The following is a 17,789-nucleotide window of genomic DNA, read 5'->3' on the forward strand; positions in this document are numbered from 1 at the left end:
TGCCCCAGCGGCTTGATTGTCTAACATCCTGTTCGTCGAGATCGTGGCGGGACGATCATGAAACGGTTCATTGAAGGTCAGGCCGGGACGCAAGTCACGCTGCTGCCGGAGTGCCTGATGATTACATCACCGAAGAAAACCCAGTTCGGGTGGTCGACGTTTTCATCGATGAACTTTACCTAGGAGCACTCGGCGTCGATCCTGCTGCAACGAGTCGTCCGGCCTACCATCCAGCACTCCTGCTGAAATCTACATCTATGGCCACCTCAACCGGATTCAGTCCAGCCGCCGGCTTGCGCGCGAGACAGAGCGCAATATCGAGCTGATGTGGCTAACGGGCCGGTTGACTCCCGACTTCGAAACGATTGCCGACTTTCGCCGGGACAACGGTAAAGCCATTCGCAGCGTGTGCCAACAATCCGTAGTCCTGTGCCGGAACCTCAATTTTTTCTCTCCTGGTGCCGGACCGGTGTAGATCTCCACTTACACCTGCGAATTTAAAAGCTGCCCCAGCTTCTTTCGCTACTCGACTTACTTACTTGCGTTTTCACACAGCCCGGGTCGTTAGCAGCCTTTCGCGACTGGCCGCTAACAACCCAGAGCTGACGGTCAGAACCGAAGTTGACAGTGTTGGCCGGTGTGTTGCTCGGCCAACGCTGCAACCGCGCGCGCCGAGGGTGCCCGGGAATTGCTTCAGCAACAGATAGCTTCACTGTCCGCTGCGTCAGATGAGTTGCGAGCAACCATCACCACCCTGGAGATTCGCGACAAGCAAGTAACGCATCTGCTCGACCAGGCCAACGTCGAGTTAGAGGCACTGCGCGTCCCGGGCCCAGCTCAGTAGTACGAAGACCAACCACTGCGCGAGAGATGCATTGACCCAGCTAGTCAGGTTTCAGATGCGATGCAAAGCGAATCCGGGCATAAATCTCTGCCATTAGCTTCGCGTTTTCGTCGAAGGGTTTATCGACCCGGAGGTGGCCATATGTGTCGGAGATCGGTACGCCTCCCTGAATCCCGCACTCAATGAACGGTACGATCTGCCGATTGTCCAGCTTACCTCGACAGTCATCCCATCCTATGAGCGCCGGGTATGCTGACTCTTTCAGAAAGAGGACGACCAGCGACTCTTCCAATGCATGCGGACGGGTCGGAGCGCATGCCGTGTAGTTACGCCTCCATCGGGGTGTGCGGTGAGCACGGTAATCAAAGAACGAAACACATCCGTTTTGGCGAAAATAGCCAGTAGCGGAATCCGAGAACGGGGAAGGGCGGCCAGTGGTATTCGGTACCAGCAGCCCCTCCTGCACGATCATTTCGTAATGTCCAACCGTTGTTACATGGAATACCTTTCCGAGCAATCGGGGTAATAACCCATTGAGATCGCTTGTGATGCGAGGTAACGCCTCGATACGCCTATTCAACTGATTTACCACCCTTGGACATGCTCCACCAGCAGTGCACCCGCCATTCATCGCGGCGAAAACGGCACAGAAGACACCAGAAGAATGGCGAATACCCACATCTGATGATGCAATCAAATAGCCATTAGAATTATGCAGTAGTTCGTTGATTGCCGCACGGCGGAAGGTCATGCCTCGGGCGCCCGCAGTGGCAATCTCCAGCCAGACGTTATGCGATAGCATGACTGCGCGCCCCATGAGAAAGGCACCCAGCCGAGCTGACCTAGATCAGCTCTAACTGCCTGGCGAGAGTCCATTTCCTATGCAATAGTCTGCAGCAGTGGCGATAGGCCACTTGCATGGAACAGCATCTAGGAGGCGGTATGGCGATTTACATTGCACCGGGGAACCGGGTGGGGCGTGACGGCGGGTCGTTCCAGGAAGTGACCATGGACACCGTCAGGCATGTGGTTACAGCCACTTATGGTCGCTACTGCACCATTCGTGATAATGAGCAGGCACCAGCGACAAGCCGGCCTAATCGTCATTGGCTGCAGATTTTCCGCACGCCAGACAACACTGAGTGATCTTGGCCGTAATGACACCTCACTCAAGTACGAAGCGCCTCAAGGGGCGCTTCCTTTGGGTATCACGCTGCTGATCGCCTAATCGGTCATTCCTAGCAGGCACCTTGTCTCAGATGGTGAGCAATTGTCCTCATGGCACTCATGCTTCTGCAGTGCCCCTTTTCCCACTGAGCCTTCCCGTCTTTTCGATATCCATGACCCGTGAGCTTGGGTTTCGATCTGCGGAACACTTCACGACCCGCACCACTCGTACGACAGGTATCGCTGCTTCGCACCTCTTAAAAGTCGGATGCGTTGCGTTCTTGCCGTGCCTATGCGAAAAAAGATGGCCGGTGGCCACTCTTACAAGCATTAAGCGAGGCAAGGATGCGTAGGTTTGTTTCCGTGTTGGTGATGTACTGCCTGTTCGTCGTAATCCTGCTCACAGCGATGGGCATGGCCGTGTCGAGCATGCTATCAGGCCTCATATTGGTGGTGGCGGCGCTTCTCTTCTTTCCGCCCGTAAACGACTGGTTCGAACAGAAGACCGGACGAGTCATCACGCCAGCCATTCGCTTTGTGGGCCTTGTCGGGCTGATTATGCTGTCAAGTACCGTCCTGGAGACGCAGGTCAAGCAGGAAAACGCTACCAGGGAGGCGAAGGTAGCCGCAGATGATAAGAAGAAAGCCGAGCAAGCCAACCAAGAGCAGAAGGCCTATCTTGCCGCGCATCGCATTCAGATACTCGCGGATTTGAACACCAAGATTGCCAGCAAAAGCTACCAGGAGGCAGCGCTTCTAGCTCGCCAGTATCAAGGCCTGGGTGATGGTGAAATCGATGCGGCGTCCAATATTGCGATTGAAGGTGAACGATCGCTGCTGGATCAGCAAAATAAGGCAGCTCTGATCACCTCCATAAAAACACTGAAACCGAATCAGTACCAAGAGCTGGCCAGCGCTTATCGAGAATTGAGCAAGCTCGAGCCAGATAACCCGAAGTACGCTGCAGAAGCACAACGCCTTGACAAGGTCATGGCCGATCAGGAGGCAACGGCCAAAGCGAAAGTAGCTGAATCTCAAGCTCGCGAGCAAAAGCGCAGTGCTGGCTTGCTCTGGAACTATGTGACAAACGAGGATTCCATGAGCGGAAAGGTGATCAAGTACGCCGTGGTTCAGTCACTGAATTCCGTGAACTTTGGATTCCCTTACAACGGCGCGCAGCGAGGTAAGCTCAGCCTGCGCAAACATCCGCGCTGGGGAGAATCCGCCTATCTGTCGCTCGACCAGGGGCAGTTCATCTGTGGCTACGACAGCTGCAATGTACGCGTGCGCTATGGTAACGGGAAACCACAACGTGTCGGCGCGTCGGAACCCAGTGATCACAGTACCAACATCCTGTTCATCTCCAACCACAAGCAGTTTGTGGCAAATGCCAAGAAAGTCGACAAGGTCTACATCGAGGCCGAGTTCTACCAAGAGGGTAACCGTGTCTTTGAGTTCGACGTCAGCCAACTCGACTGGTAATGCTTGGGCCTTCTAGAACTCCTCACATCCGCGAATCGAAGGCGCATCTTTGGTTTCTTGTTTGCAGGCTTGTTCTTCGACGTCCGTGACATGACCATCCCGCAAGGATCCGAGGGAGGTTCATACCAGCGGCGAGCGGCGCACGAAACTATCGGGGCCACGAGGGCTCCGTACTCGCACAGGAGTACAAATGTACTCCGCTAGGAAAATAGCCATGCTTTCACTCTGGTAGAGTCAGGCGACGTGCCTTTTGTCGCGCCCCAAAAGGTTACGATTGCTGGCGCAGGCCGCCCCCTGACCACCGCCTGATCTGCTACATCATAAGGCTTATCAGAGCCAAAGGATTAACTCATGCTGCGCTGCAAGAAATGCAACAAGCCTTCCGCACGCGTTGTCACCAAGCGCGAATTGCATACCACCTCGAAAGGCCTTGGGCCAGTTGGGATGCCCGCAGCCGCAATCTTGGCAGCTGCTGCCGCTAGAGCCGCACCCAGTGCGCCAGGCATCATGATGCGCGTAGCAAAGGCAGCAACGAAAGACACAAGGAGCCTGCTTATTGCGGCAGGGATTTCCGCTGCCACCCTCGCTGTAGGTCAGGGCGTTAAGTATTTGGCCGGACGTTTGGCCAGCAATGACAAGAAATTCGTCTACTGCTCAGACTGCGGTCACTACGAGGCTTTGCCCTGAGATCGTCATCATCAATGGAGCGTACCATGCACAATGAGGCGTATGGCCACCATGAAAACTTTCGAAGCTTGAGGCATTGGCTGGACACAGCCAATCGACACCAGTCCTGGACAACCTCCCTCCGAAGCCAAGATCCTTTATTGTCAGGAGATGAAGGTTGATGGATTTGATGCGGCTCAATGACCTTTATCGATGGTACGCAACAAAGGCCCAGAAAGCGACGGAGTACCGTTGCTGGATGAATTCCACATCCTGTGGAGCATCGCTAGGATTTCCATGCGCCAATGAAGCTCCTATCCGAAACCGTTCAAAGTCCAGGTCGTTCAGGAATGCCTGCAACCTAGAGCAGCGTTGGCCAGACCAGGTCTTTCAGCAGCGCAGGAGTCAGGTAGCCGTTTGAAAACTTCCGCTATTGCGAAAGATCCCAGGCGTCATTCCGATCACCTTCTTGAAGGCCCGCGCCATGTGGCTCTGATCGAAGAAGCCACTTGCACAGGCTGCCTCGGTCAGCGTAGCTCCGGTGCGCAGCAGCTTTTGCACATGCGCTATGCGCCTTTGAATCTGATAGCTGTGAGGCGCAACACCTACGTGCTTTTTGAAGACGCGAATGAGGTACAGCGGCTCAAGATTGACTAACTGGGCCAAGGCCTCCAGAGGAATGTCCTGGTCGAAATCGTCTTCCAGCTTGCGCTTTATCCGTTTTACCGCCTGCTGCTCTGATGGCAGGACTGATAACGCGGGCGCACCGCTATGCTCGAACACCTGGCACACCAGCTCTAGCAGGATGGATTCGCGCTGAAGGCCAGTTGGTGTTTGCTCAATCAGTTGGTGCAACTGCAGGAAGCTTTGGGCAAAGGCCGGATTCGAGCTGAGCGCTTTCTGAAAAAGATGGATGTGATCGCTGGCTACACGGCCCCCGAACACCGCTTGGTTCACCCAGGCCGGATCGAGGTAGAGCATCCGGTACATCCAGCCATTGTCGTGGCCGGGCAGGCCGTCATGTATTTCGCCTGGCGGTATCGTGACAACGCTGCCCACCCCACCCAAGGTATAGCCGCCTCGGTAGAAAAGCTTTTCAACTCCGCCGCTTATCACCCCTATGGCATAGCGGTCGTGCGAATGCCGACCGAAAGACTGAGTGGTATAGCGCGCTGACAAAAGTTCGCAGTTGCCTTCGGGAATGCGCGAGAAATGCACGAAGTCCTTACCGTGAGAAGGGTTTTCTAGGCCTTCTGTCTTTTCCATGACCTGTCCAGTTTTGTGCAATACGGCTGAAAAAAGCGGCCATAAAGTTAGCACCTATTTCACAAAAAGCGCTAGGAAAGGACATGACGGACAAACTGGTTATCGGGGATTTCAACAATTCATCGTGGTCGTTGCGTGCGTGGCTGGTAATGGTGACCGCAAACGCTGCATTCGACACGGTTCAGGTCAAGCTGGAACAGCCTGATACACACCGGCAGATCGGCGAGTACTCGCCTTCGGGCAAAGTCCCGGCACTGTTGCTGGACAACGTGGTGATCAACGACAGCCTTGCCATCAGCGAGTACATCGCCGAAACACACCCCGCTGCCAACCTTTGGCCCCAGGATGCCCGGCTCAGGGCGCTGGCGCGTGCGGCAGCCGCAGAAATGCACGCCGGCTTCACCCACCTGCGCACCCAGATGTCGTTCGGCCTGGGCACTGGCGACGATGCAGGCCCGTTGACCGAGGAAACCCAAGCAGAGATCGCCAGGATCTTCTCCATCTGGGGCGGCCTGCGGGCGGCGAGCCAGTCCAGCACATTCCTCTGCGGCAAGTTCGGCATCGTAGACGCGATGTTCACCCCTGTGGTGTTTCGCTTGCGCCGTTATGGCATCAGCGTGCCGCCGGCTCTACAAAGCTACGTGGATCAGATACTGGCTTATGGCCCGGTTCAGCAGTGGATGAAAAAAGCAGCTGTAGAAGTCTAAAAATCTACCGGCACCCATACGTTGAACACGTCAGAAAACTAGAAATCACGGCAACAGAAGTGGAGTTGTGCATGTGGATCCATAACAAGCGTCCCATTGTCGAGTTGACGGTCGGTGGGTTGATGCTCAGCCTCTCAGCGCTCGCAGTGGCATTCGCCAATATCGGTGCTGGCGGGGCAGGGTTCTACCGGATGTTGTTCGCTTCGGTGCTGTTTTTCCTGTTGCTCAAGGCGCGGCGGATTCCGGTACTGCTTAAAAATTACCGGGCGCAACTTTATACCGGGCTGGCGGGGGTGTTTCTGGCGATCGATCTGGTGCTTTGGCATCAGAGTATCTACATCGTGGGGCCGGGCATTGGCTCTATTCTCACCAACTGCCAGGTGTTCTTCATGACCCTATTGGGTATGTATCTGCTGAAGGAACGACCTTCGGTTTATTTCCTGATTTCCATAACCCTCGCGTTCGTTGGGCTGTACTTGCTTCTGGTGCCTGAGATGACCAACGCCGTGGGCATCAAAGGGGTTGTGTTTGGGGTGTTTTCGGGCCTCGCCTACGCCATCTGCGTCTATTTCCTGAAGATCAACGCGCAGTTGCCTGACGGCGGCGGTGACAAAATTGCTCAGATGCTCAACCTGAGTATCTGGGCAGCCTTGGTACTGCTGGCCTACGCGATGCTCAGCGGTGAGAATCTACGGATCGTCGACGGCCAAACGTGGGTGATGCTGATTATCTATGGCGTATTGGTGCAATTCGTTGGGTGGATGCTGGTCAACCGTTCGATTGGTAGCATCAGCTTGGGGCTCGCCGGGCTGATTTTGCTGCTGGAACCGGTGATCACATATCTCATCGATGTGACGCTCTTGGGCAAGACCAGCACTGCTCTTCAGGTATGCGGTGCACTGTTGACGATCTTCGCAGTCTACATTGGCTCGATCAAACCACCAGAGAAAGCCCAACCTCTACCGCTAGCAAACTGAATCGTGGACGATACTGGATGCTTTGGAGGCCCACATACCTCCTATGGCATTTCTTACGCTCTCGCTGCTGAGGATCACTCACCCGTTGGCCATCGGTAAGCGTCCGGCGAGCTCACCCGGCGGTATCCATTGATGCCGATCTCGCTGGCCCGATTCGTCGGCAGCCGCGTCAGAACACCTTCGAGATAGGCATATGGATGGTGCCAATTCATGCGCGCCGATTGGATCAGGCTCATGACTGCAACCGCTCGTTTGCCACTGCGCAGCGATCCGGTAAACAACCAGTTTGAACGCCCCAGTGCCCATGGTTGTATCTGATTCTCGACCTGGTTTCTGTCGATGGGTTCAGCCCATCGTGCAGGTCGCGCGTCAGCGCTACCCAGCGTTTCACGCTGTGTTTTCCTCAATCGTGGAAACTATGGGCAACACGCTCCTCACTGACGAGGCAACACTCGATACTGACCAGAGTTTTCCCCAATCCCGACATACCGCACAGCGCAAGTCTCGGCTAGGGCTTGCGAAGCTTCAGCTCCCAAAAGCAGCGACTTGAGTGGATTGATGATGTTGATTTTCACGTCTTCAGGGCAGTTAATGTCCGTCAAGCGCACGCTGTAGCACCATTCATTGTCGTACTCCGCGTGCACCCACCTAAACAGTTGGCCGTTTTCAAGATTCAGGTCGTATCCGCTGACCAGATCGCAAGGAAAGCCCATCTGAATTTCGACGAAATCAATCGGCCACCCCCATTGGCCGATGTGCACCAAGGGCTCTCGATTATCGAGTGCCTCAATACCTTCACCCGCGAGGCTGATCTGAACGACAATGTGGCTGCCCGTCGTCCGCTTAGGTTTGGACGCAATTGGAAGCGAAATGCCAATGCCCGTGTATACCCAGCCTTCTTCATCCGTCGTTCGGGAAGTGATCCAGTCACCGCTCGGCTTAAAGTGCTTGGCGAGCTCAGGCGTCAACACAGCTCTACTGATTTCCTGCTTGACCAGATCAGCCAGGGCTTCACATTCACCTGCAAGCCTCGACATGAATTTCACCGCATCGGTAATTGACGCTCCAATGCTGACCGGGGATGACGACATTACAGAGAACTCCATAGGTAATGATTAGGCTTGGTGTTGGTCGCAACAGGTAAAGCTGGCGGCTTCATGTCGAACCCGTTCAATGGATTCCAGAACACGTGTGTCCGTACAGGTAGCAGGACTGGCGATAGTTGCTGAAATCCCTGGAAGCGCTTGATGTCCAACTGGCCAAGGAAGCTGGTAACTTGGGTTCGCCACTTGCTCAATCCAGGGTAGGTCGTGCAGTCCAGCTTATTGAGGATCTGAAGCACGTTCAGCCACGAACGCAGGATCAGCCGACCATTCCAAATGTCTTTCTGCGCCAGGGCGTTTAGGCCAACACTCAGCTCGGGCCCAATAAACAGGTGGTAAGCGACTTCGCGCTCAGCGTCAGTCAGATACTCGCTCCACTGCCGATGAAGCTGATCGGTACCTAGGGGCGCACGCCATTTAAACTCCACGACAACGATTCGGCGCTCCCCAGTCGGCCATCCCATCTCAACCAGCAAATCAGGCTCGACCGATCGTTTCGGCCAGAAATTCATTCGCAGAAAGCTGACTGCACCCGGGGGAAGGGGCAGGTCTTCACCGACATCACTTTCGAGCAGTGCCCGCCAGAATGCGCCACTCGCATCTGGAGGCAGAAAATCCAAGGGGCCGGCGATCAGCCCTGTGATCTCATCTTCCTCGCAAACGCGCTTCTCACCTTCTTCTCGGTGTCCAAGATAACGCTTGTAGAGGTGGCTTTTGTTTCGCCAGAACGAGTGCAGCATGTCGTTTTCGTCTTAAGCAGGAAGGAAGGGGTAATCGGATTTCATCGAGACCGGGTAGATGGCGTCGTCTATTTCTCTGGTGCTGGCGCACCTTGCCCGGTACCGATCTTGTGTACGACAAACACTGTCGCTGCGTAGATGATCCAGTAAACCGCCGCAGCGGCCAGGCTGGACAAAAACAGTAATGCCGTGCAAGCGATCAGCAAGATAACGTAGAGGTTGAGCAGGGAGGAGCTACTCACTTTCCGAATGTGATTCAATCCTACGGCAATCCCCACCATGTAAAGGGTGGTGATGAGGCTCCAGACGCGGAACGTCACTGACAGGGCTCTATCCCCTCTGCCGTGGTCTTGCTCGAAGAAAATAGGCCCAAGCAGCCAAAACACACCGATTGAAAGACCAATTGTTCCTAGAACGCCCCATCCAAAATAGGTCGCTAAAAAGCCGTAATGCCCCTGGCAAAGGCGGCTTCGAAGGAATGGTTTGGTGAGCAGCGCAAGTACGATAGGTATGAGGAATGACATCGGTACGATCCGTCGTAGTAGGTGCGATTTCCTCGGCTCACGAAGTGCGCGCCAAGGTAGCAGCGAAGCGGAATGTAGCACATAGCCACCAATTCACTCACCTGCGAGCAGTCAAGCAAGATCGTTAACGAAGCCTGCTGATGCTGTCCAATGGAGGAAAGTGATCAGGCCGTAGGGGCTCGAAAAACATGAATAGACGAGGACGCCTGGCCGAATGACAACCATGGCTGCGAAGCTGCATGTGCGTCATATTTCAGTAGGTCAGTAGAGGTGGATACGGAAGCTGCTGGCACCAAATGCTGTGATAACCGTTGGGTGCGTCAAAGCACTGGGAATTCTTAAGGGGTTAGGGCATTGAAGGTTCGCGCGAATCGGTATTCAGCAGCTTCTGATTGCCACGGTACGCCTCCGCTCACCATCAATGGAACGGGTTAAAGCGTGACGTTCACCGCCAAAGACAGGTTTTCCAGGATCGCTGACTGCGTGTTCGCTGGTAGGCTGGGCCAGTACTTGAAGGCGATGAAGTACGCCAGGCCAGCAATCACATAAATCGTAAGAGCTACGGCGGGTACGACATAGCGAATGCTGTAGATGAGGCCAGCTGTCTTTTTCAGAATCTCGGGCATGAGGGGCTGCGTAATGAGATCGATGGAAGGGTGGGCATGCTGCTTCTTGCTTGGGAATCGCTTCACCGCGCCGTCTAACGCCGCAGAACTAGACAGATAGATAGTTTAGCAAGCTAAGCAATTACGAAGCTAGGGACATTGTGCCGCACGTCAGAGACCAGGCAAGCAGTCCCAGCATCAATAAACCAAACCAGCAAGTCGCTTCGCGAAGGCCGGTTGCTCGAGCTAAAACACCTATAACCAGTGAAGAATCCCTCAGCCATGGCCTGCTGGCCGGCGTAAGTATCTGCTGGAGCGCCAAACCAGACCTCCAACACGGCTTGGCTCGCACTCAGCTTGAACAAGATTGACGCCTGGGGAGCTATTGAATGCGCTGCTTCCAACTCCCTGCTTGTGCAGTGACGCCATTTTCGGTCGGCACAAGCGTCCAGATCTTGGCCTCAATCCCATCGTTTTGCAGCTTGCGCAGGAAGTAGCGCGCCTGCAGAGCATCATGAGTTGCGATCACGACCTGGAAACCATGATCAACGATGTAGTCACGTAGCAAATCGAAAACTGCAGAGGCATGCACCAGGTCGTGGTGCTGAGTGGGGTCATCCAACAGCAGTGCTTTCCAAGGAGACCATTGATGGCTCATCGCCATTGAGAGCAGGAAGGTGAGCTGAAGATCCGTCAACTGCGCCTCACTCGCGATGTCCGGTACCGGTACTGCTTTTTTGCCTAGCGGTACAGAAACGCCAGCACGATCTTTGTTATACAAGTTGAAGAACTTCAGGCTTGCTTCGTGGAACCTGGACTCCCGCACTACGCGCTTGAGCAGCGCCTGCCAGCGGGGTACCACCTTGCCGACGTGCTTCTGAACGTTCTCAATTTCTTTCTTGAGTGAGCCATCCAGCAAGTCCATCGCGTCCGAGATCAAGGACAACCGCATGAAGCTGGAGCGTGCCGCGCTGATGCTGTCATTGAGGAACGCTTCGAAGGACTCTTCTGATCGGTCAAGACGCTGAGCATCAATCAACCGCTGGGCCAGTTGTGATTCGTTCAGCTTGGCCCAAGCAGAGATCTCTACCCCAATGCCTTCAAGTGCTGAAACATAGCCCTCGAGGAGGGTCAACGTGGCGCGCAGCGTCGCTTCACGTGCCTGCGCAGCTTCCGCGAGTGGGTCGCCGGTCAGTTCCAGCTCTTGCCAGCTCGCTCGGAGTTGCAGAAGGAGCGTTTGAACCCTTCTGATTTCTTCCTCAATCCCCTGGACAACGCTTGATGACTCAAGCAACTGATGCTGTTGGGTGTCCAGGGCGGATTGCACAGTCCCGACCTTACCGCTCAGATCGCTGATTTGCTGTTCCAGTTGCGTTTTTTCTGCAGTGAGTTGCTCAAGCGTACGAGCCAGAGGTTCCCCAGAGGTGAGCGCGGCCAGTGCGGCAACTGCTTGATCCAGTCGTGTAGCAGCTTCGCTCTGTTGAGCACGTGCCAAGTCAAGCATGTGCTGTGCCGAGTTGAAAACTCGCTCGGTTTGTTCAAAGGCTTCAGGAGCAGGGAGAGCGTCCAATGCCGCTCGCTGATCACCCAAACGCTTTTTGGCCGGAACAATGCTATCGAGTTGCTGCCTGAGCGCCTCCCTTGCCAACGGGAGCGAATCACTCGCCAAAATGGGATCGGTACGAAACTGCGTAACTTGCCGTCCTAGATCCTGGCGGCTGGACTCCAAAGTCCCCAGTTCTTCACGACGGAGGTCTAGTGCTTGCTGCGCTTTCTCAACTGCGACCTCACTGGCCGTCAACGCTTCCACCGTAGCTCGCAAGTGTTGCTCAGCTGCAGTCAAACTCGGATTGATCGCTTCAAGGGCTTGAACCACACGGGACTGAAGCTTGGCGGCACCATGCGGCTCCAGGCAAAGCGGGCATTGATCTTGGTCAGCGGGAAGATGTTGCGCTATGGATGCTACGGCCTGACGGATTGCGTCGGCGGAAGAACTGAGCATCTCATAATGAGATCGGGCTGTGGCCTCCGCAGCTTTACACGTCTCGTACGAAGAACGTTCGGCATCCCGATCGATGCTCTGTTTATCGATGAGCACTTCAAGCGCCGTGATTTGCTCGACAACCTCGCTGATCCGCTGCTCAGTGGCCTGCCAGTCGGCAAGCATGAGTCGACCCGCGTCCAGGCGCTGCTCGGTCTGGCTGATTCCCTGAAGCTGGATGTCAATCTGAGCATGCTGGTTACGGACACGCAGGTTGTGCTCATGTTGTTCGCGAAGTGCATGAGCATTTTTTTCAGCCTCACCCAGGGCAGCAATCGCCGACGTCAATGCGTCATTACGGTGATCGATCTCCTGTTTGGCTGTAGTTTCTCCAACCAGGCGCTCAAGTTGCTGCCCAATGCTGGTAAGTTCTTGCTGTGTGGAGTGGATACTGGCCTGATGCTCCTGCAATGCGGCATTGCCGTCAGCCCTCGTGTTCGCGTGTTTATCGAGCGTCTGACTTGCTGCCGCGCGGTCTTCATTGAGCTTTTCGAGCTTTTCCTGCGCCGCAACAAAGCTTTCAACAAGGTCGTTAACCAAGCCAAGGCTTGAAATATGCTGCCGAGCCCGCTCGACCTTGCCTTGCAAAATCTCGGACAGGGCGGAGTGTGCAAGCGTCAGCCCCTCCTGACTTACAGGCCCGGTCAACAAGCCAGGTGGAATCTGGGTAAGGCTTTGCGTCTGGTTTGCAGCGTCAGAGAGAACGTCAGCAATTTGATCGCGTGGTCGTAATGCACCTACTGCACCGGCAGCAGCGATGTCACGCTCCTGAAGTAGACGAGTCCACTCGTTCAAATCAGACTCATGCCCGATCAACACTTCTTCCGCACGGGTTTTCTGCTCCGTCAGCGACCGTCGTACGGCAGCGAGGTTAGCGCGAGCTTTAGACCCATCGCGACCGATCGGCAGCTTCGCCAGCTGGGATCCGGCTTCCTTCTCTTCCGCATTGACGATCCACCCGTTCTCCCTCTGATCCAAGAGGTGGGTTAGACGCAGCAAGAATGGGATGTCATTTGCGGACACATTAGGGAAGACGCTGCTCAAGTCTCCGTCCCGGCTAACCTTGCCCGCCGCAGTCACGCGTGATGTCGCAGTTAGCTCAGAAAAGTTCAGACTGACTGTCGCTGCCGTCTGATCATCTCGAATGATGTGGGCAAGGTCGTCACGGAGCCGGGCGATTTTCCCGGTTAGGCCAAACTCGATTGCCTCGAATACCGTTGTTTTGCCAGTACCATTGGGTGCGAGCAAGATAGTCGCTCCGGGACTCAGCTCGATGGTGACATCAGACCCGAATTTGCGCAGGTTCGACAGGGTGATGGAATTCAACTTGCTCACGACTGAACCTCGTCTTCACTCAGCGAATCGGTAAGAACACGCACCACATCCGCACCGTTTTGGTTTGTCAGGAGCTCCGCTTTCCAGGCAGCAATGTGTGGCGCAGACCAAGGATGCGCCTTGGTCAGCGCGCTCAGCGCCGACACCAGCGGATCACTCAGCGTCTCGACATCGCCAGCAGGATCCAAGGCTGCCAAGAATGTCCGGTTAAGAAAATCACCGGCTGCTTCAGATTCGCGCACAACAACCTTGCGGCAAAATCTGTCATCAGTCTCAATCCGCGCAGCGTCATCCTTGGCGATACCGCTGATCATCAGAAACATATAGAGGTCAGCAGTCTCAGGTTCGGGCAGCACATCCCGGACATCGGCGGCCCACTGGTTGGCAGCCTGCAGGGCCGTCAGTGGAAGCTCGATGAGCAGAATCGTCCGCCAGCCTGCCTTTTCGATGTGAGAGCGCTTGAGCCGAATAACATCCGATTCGTAGTCGACCTCAGGCAGCATGAGCTCCGTTACGTTGCGTGGACACACGTCATACCGACCCTCTACGCGCTGAATGATTGCGCTAGCCACTTGCTGCAGTGTCAGCATGATTAGTGTCCTTCTCCATAAGCTGCGATTGCTGCTTCGCGCGCGTTGCGCCAAGCATCCCAATGACGTTTGAATTGCACTTGTAGCTGGGCGAGTGTCCCGGCACGCAGGTGCTTGAGCACCCCAAATCGTGTCACCAGCAACCTGGGCTGGCGCTCAGCTGCCATGCTGTTACTGGTTTCAAAATCATCAGCCATACCGGACTCGAGCAGGCTCGTGGGAGACCCTTCGACGCCCGCGAGAATGACTACCGACGCCGGTGAAGGCCCCAAAATGGCCATCAGGTCGTCGGCAACAGGCCTGGCGCCGCCGTGATCGCCTGAAGCGCCTGACCAGTTCTGCAACGCAATGCTGAGAACATCCCCAACGTCAGGGATTTCACGCCAATTGCCATCGTCGTCACCGATTGCGACGCACACCAGAAGCAGCATCAGGATGGCGGTTTCCAGCAGGTCTGCAGTGCGAGGCCCGACGCGCAGCGCGTGCTTCCCGTCCAAACCTTCTGTTGTTGGGTACATCAGTTGCTCAAACAGTGACTCACGCGCAGCGGCGTCAGCCGTTAACTCCGCGGCCCAGGAGCGCCATTTCGGTTCTAATGCTGCCAGTAATGGCATGTCTGATACCGAGTTCAACCTGGTTGTGATGCGGGTTTGTAGCTGCTCCCACACAAGATCATTCATTGCCTTGTGAAGTGCTGAAGATTCATCTCGCGTCTCCAGGATCGTCGAAAGCTCGCGACCTGACGCGCAGGACAGCGCCTCTGAATTGTCTATCCAGGGAAGGTCATCAAGGTCACTTTCGCTGATCCCAAGCGTTCTACCCAACTCATTCCCAGCGCCTTGACGCCAAAGCGGCTCACCCAGAAGCAGGCAATGACTTCCGCTTTTCAAGTGCAGGGCCAAGCGAAGGATGGCCGAGGGGAGGGCAACGGTATTTGGCGTAGGCGGGCCATAGGTCGCGTGCAACCGCAGTCTTCTGTTGTTACCACCCGCTGTCCAGTGGTGACCGACAACGTCCGTGGCAGCATGGGCCGCTGGAAAGCTCGTCGTACCATTCAAGTTGTGGGTGCCGGCAACCATCCAACTCGGCCCAGCCAGCGGCTTCATGAGGTACTGTGTCCAGGTCTCAGCATCTGACCGGCGTGCATCTTTGAGGTGGTTGGCCATCGCATGACAGCTGATGGCGTTAACATCCGTGGTACTTGTAGAAATGTACCCCACGAGCTTCTCAAGGGTTGCCCGCGGATCATTGAAGTGCCTTCCTAACGACTCGCACGCACGGTCTTCAAGGTTCTCTTCACTCCCAACGGCATGGATCGTGAGTGTCCGCATCGTTTGTCGAACATGATCCCAATCGGTAAACCCGCACCAGGTCGTCAACCATTTGTAGACATTCTGCGTCGGGGTATCGGCGCGGCTGGAGAGGGCTGTCAGATCAAGGCCGTCCTGCTTGCACAGTCGACAAAACTCATGCAGGTGGTTGGCGGTGATGAAGTCACTCGGTTTGCCCTTGATGACGACTTCCAGGCCGAGCAGGATGAGTGAGAAGGCACGCGCTGGCGGCTGCTTGGCCTGTGGAGTGAGACTCCAGGCAGACAAGCTCTTCATGGCCTTATCAAGCTCAGAATCGATGGCGCTGTCGGGAGGGACAACTGGCGTGGCACTCGCTGCCGCCTTGCTGCCGGGCTTGGGTTTATAGGACTTGATGTAGGAGGCTTTATCGATGTGCTTATCGCTGAAGGGGGTCGTCTGCCGCTTGATCTGGAAGTGCTCGTAATGCTCATCCGCATGGTAGATGACCACGTCATCCCATTCGCCGATTCCGCCCTGTTCAGCGCCGATCAGCAACGGTGCAGTGCGCCCATCCAGGTATTTGTCCACCATGTCCGACAAACGTTGAGCAATTACCAGCTTCTCGTAGCGGCCTTTTTGCTCAAGCCGGAACCTTCTAATCATTCTGAATCCCTTCAATCCAAAACCGATGCGCAGGGCACCACTGGCAGTTGGCCATATAGTAGCGAGCAGCAGGAGACGAAGAAACTACCGCGTCATGTGAAAAATTCCGCTATCCAGCTGGAGGCGACGTAAAGAGTACAGATGTGCTCTTCGGAGTGTGCATCCGTATCCTCTGGCCGCAATTTGTAGCGACGCCTGGCATGTCACTGGATGACCGTTCGTCTGCTCAATGGCGGAACAGCTTGCTAGCCAGGTATTTCCAAATGAGGTGCAAATAATTACGACAAAGGCAATGAATAAATAGCTGGAAAAAATGAAGCGCTCTAAAACGGTATTTACAAAATATCTGCCTCTGGAATTAATTAATCCGAAAATTATTCAGCGCGGAACCCGAGCGACATCAAAATCAATATACGAATAAATAATATACTACCGCTTGTCGCCTCTGCGAGTCGCAAACCGAACATAGGTCTACGATCGAAGAAGCCAGGGCGATAAATCTAGTACATGGTATTTGAACAGAGCTAAGCATGAGATGCTCAGCCAGCGCTCTTAGGATGGTTTTCGTGAGCCTGTAGTGGAAATGGTGGCTAACCGAACTATCTATTCCTTCATACAGCAACAATCTCAATCGCGCTGTTTGAAGTGACCCTGCATTCAATCCATGTCAGCGCTTTTCGAAACTCATCAGCTAAGTGACAAAGAGAGCGGTCATGAACCAATGCAGGGATAGAACAGGCCGCTTTTTTACCGATGCTGATGGTAGGTGGCGACGACACCTGTTGTAAATATTGATCAGGAGTTAGTAGCTGCCAAGTGCAAGTGCATCCAAGCTGGGAGTGCAGATCATGACGAAGATAATAACGGACTCCGACAGGTGGTTTAATCCGATCAGGCTGGATGCTTACCTGCATGATCTAGAAGGGGTTTTACTGTTGAGACAACCGCGTAAAAGAACTCTGTTTGTAACAACGGAAGGTGTGAGTCTGGCAGTTTTTCGAGCGGCATACCGGCGAGGCCTCACACCCAGTAAGATCAGGTACATCTGGGTCACAATCGGACAAAACTTCTCAGCACAAAGGGTTGAGTCTGAGTTCAAGGACATGATTTCGGATGGAGACGTTATTCCACACAGGGTACGGCGTGACAGGCGGGCCTATATTCTTAAGGGGCGGGCGCAAGTGCGTTGCCATTCGAGTTCTCGGAGATCTACTTCACCAAGAAATAAAGTCGCGGCGCCTAGCCGGGCTTGATGAAGAATCGTCGAGTAAGTCTATCGGGTGGTTTGATTTCACCAATAGACTGACCGGCCTGCTTGTCAGGGCCGGTCTCGCGGATGAGGTGCTCACAAGCGACTATTTGGCCACTGAGTTGGGGCTTTAACGATCAGAGATAGGAGACAGCAGCGATGAAGACAAAACCAAAGGGCGCAAGCTATGGCCACCATCAGTTGCCTTCTATAAAACTACTGGCTCGTGAAATCAAAAAGAACACCGGCGTCAAGCACTGCATTGCGTTGAGCATGTCCGCCAAGCGATATGGCTTTCAAAGCTACGCTCAAGCTAGGGCGGCGGCTTCTCCAACGGGCCCATTTCCTGGCTTTGTGCACAAAATATTCATGGACAACGCAAGAGGTTTCCAATCTACCAGCATTCTCAGGCGACTAGTGACCGCCATCAAGCGGACAAGCAGGATGACCAGGAGGCTTATGGAAAAATCACATGGATCTATTCCAGATTGAGAACGGACGGATCTAGCCGCTTGCCGGCGACCGCATACGGAGCCTC

14 protein-coding genes and 2 pseudogenes are annotated in these 17,789 nt (G+C 54.8%); 6 read left to right on the forward strand and 10 right to left on the reverse strand.

Features of this window, described 5'->3' with window-relative positions:
• Positions 1 to 57 precede the first annotated feature (57 nt).
• Positions 58 to 454: pseudogene (locus PC358_RS26860) on the forward strand (transposase); the annotation flags it as partial.
• A 430-nt stretch (positions 455 to 884) separates the two neighbouring features.
• Here PC358_RS26860 and PC358_RS27685 read toward each other — a convergent pair.
• Positions 885 to 1,646 (reverse strand): hypothetical protein, encoded by a 762-nt coding sequence (locus tag PC358_RS27685; protein WP_156056747.1) that lies wholly within the window; start codon positions 1,644 to 1,646, stop codon positions 885 to 887.
• 728 nt (positions 1,647 to 2,374) lie between these two features.
• Between PC358_RS27685 and PC358_RS04585 the strand changes: the two genes are divergently transcribed.
• Entirely contained in the window at positions 2,375 to 3,493 is a 1,119-nt protein-coding gene (locus PC358_RS04585; protein WP_156056749.1) for a hypothetical protein, read from the forward strand.
• 351 nt (positions 3,494 to 3,844) lie between these two features.
• Complete coding sequence (locus tag PC358_RS04590) at positions 3,845 to 4,180, forward strand: hypothetical protein (protein WP_033697857.1); 336 nt, start codon at positions 3,845 to 3,847, stop codon at positions 4,178 to 4,180.
• 384 nt (positions 4,181 to 4,564) lie between these two features.
• On the opposite strand, the gene PC358_RS04595 is transcribed toward PC358_RS04590, so the two are convergent.
• On the reverse strand, positions 4,565 to 5,425 hold the full coding sequence (locus tag PC358_RS04595) for an AraC family transcriptional regulator (protein ID WP_033697858.1): 861 nt from the start codon (positions 5,423 to 5,425) through the stop codon (positions 4,565 to 4,567).
• 83 nt (positions 5,426 to 5,508) lie between these two features.
• Here PC358_RS04595 and PC358_RS04600 point away from each other — a divergent pair, with 83 nt between their 5' ends.
• Both PC358_RS04600 and PC358_RS04605 read left to right on the forward strand, forming a co-directional pair.
• Positions 5,509 to 6,132, forward strand: a complete 624-nt coding sequence (locus PC358_RS04600) for a glutathione S-transferase family protein (RefSeq protein ID WP_033697859.1) — start codon at positions 5,509 to 5,511, stop codon at positions 6,130 to 6,132.
• 71 nt (positions 6,133 to 6,203) lie between these two features.
• Positions 6,204 to 7,109 (forward strand): DMT family transporter, encoded by a 906-nt coding sequence (locus PC358_RS04605; RefSeq protein ID WP_033697860.1) that lies wholly within the window; start codon positions 6,204 to 6,206, stop codon positions 7,107 to 7,109.
• A gap of 74 nt (positions 7,110 to 7,183) precedes the next feature.
• Here PC358_RS04605 and PC358_RS26870 read toward each other — a convergent pair.
• The 8 genes and pseudogenes from PC358_RS26870 to PC358_RS04640 form a co-directional block, all read right to left on the reverse strand.
• A pseudogene (locus PC358_RS26870) lies at positions 7,184 to 7,506 on the reverse strand (IS66 family transposase); the annotation flags it as partial.
• A 37-nt stretch (positions 7,507 to 7,543) separates the two neighbouring features.
• Complete coding sequence (locus PC358_RS04610) at positions 7,544 to 8,200, reverse strand: hypothetical protein (RefSeq protein ID WP_033697861.1); 657 nt, start codon at positions 8,198 to 8,200, stop codon at positions 7,544 to 7,546.
• Positions 8,200 to 8,952 carry a hypothetical protein gene (locus PC358_RS04615; RefSeq protein WP_033697862.1) on the reverse strand — a complete coding sequence of 251 codons (753 nt, stop codon included), beginning with the start codon at positions 8,950 to 8,952 and terminating at the stop codon, positions 8,200 to 8,202. Before PC358_RS04615 ends, PC358_RS04610 begins: the two co-directional genes overlap by 1 nt.
• Before the next feature lie 68 nt (positions 8,953 to 9,020).
• Positions 9,021 to 9,476, reverse strand: coding sequence for a hypothetical protein (locus PC358_RS04620; RefSeq protein ID WP_033697864.1), 456 nt, complete (start codon positions 9,474 to 9,476; stop codon positions 9,021 to 9,023).
• 431 nt (positions 9,477 to 9,907) lie between these two features.
• Entirely contained in the window at positions 9,908 to 10,102 is a 195-nt protein-coding gene (locus PC358_RS04625; RefSeq protein ID WP_156056751.1) for a hypothetical protein, read from the reverse strand.
• Positions 10,103 to 10,463: 361 nt separating this feature from the next.
• The gene (locus PC358_RS04630) at positions 10,464 to 13,457 is read right to left on the reverse strand and encodes an AAA family ATPase (protein WP_050506056.1); all 2,994 of its coding nucleotides are present in this window, start codon (positions 13,455 to 13,457) and stop codon (positions 10,464 to 10,466) included.
• On the reverse strand, positions 13,454 to 14,047 hold the full coding sequence (locus PC358_RS04635) for an ABC-three component system middle component 1 (RefSeq protein ID WP_033697866.1): 594 nt from the start codon (positions 14,045 to 14,047) through the stop codon (positions 13,454 to 13,456). Before PC358_RS04635 ends, PC358_RS04630 begins: the two co-directional genes overlap by 4 nt.
• A 2-nt stretch (positions 14,048 to 14,049) precedes the next feature.
• Positions 14,050 to 16,002 carry an ABC-three component system protein gene (locus tag PC358_RS04640; protein ID WP_033697867.1) on the reverse strand — a complete coding sequence of 651 codons (1,953 nt, stop codon included), beginning with the start codon at positions 16,000 to 16,002 and terminating at the stop codon, positions 14,050 to 14,052.
• Positions 16,003 to 17,410: 1,408 nt separating this feature from the next.
• On the opposite strand from PC358_RS04640, the gene PC358_RS27690 reads away from it, so the two are divergent.
• On the forward strand, positions 17,411 to 17,743 hold the full coding sequence (locus PC358_RS27690; RefSeq protein WP_156056753.1) for a hypothetical protein: 333 nt from the start codon (positions 17,411 to 17,413) through the stop codon (positions 17,741 to 17,743).
• The last annotated feature ends 46 nt before the right edge of the window (positions 17,744 to 17,789 follow it).

Source organism: Pseudomonas capeferrum (assembly GCF_000731675.1).
Taxonomy (GTDB): domain Bacteria; phylum Pseudomonadota; class Gammaproteobacteria; order Pseudomonadales; family Pseudomonadaceae; genus Aquipseudomonas; species Aquipseudomonas capeferrum.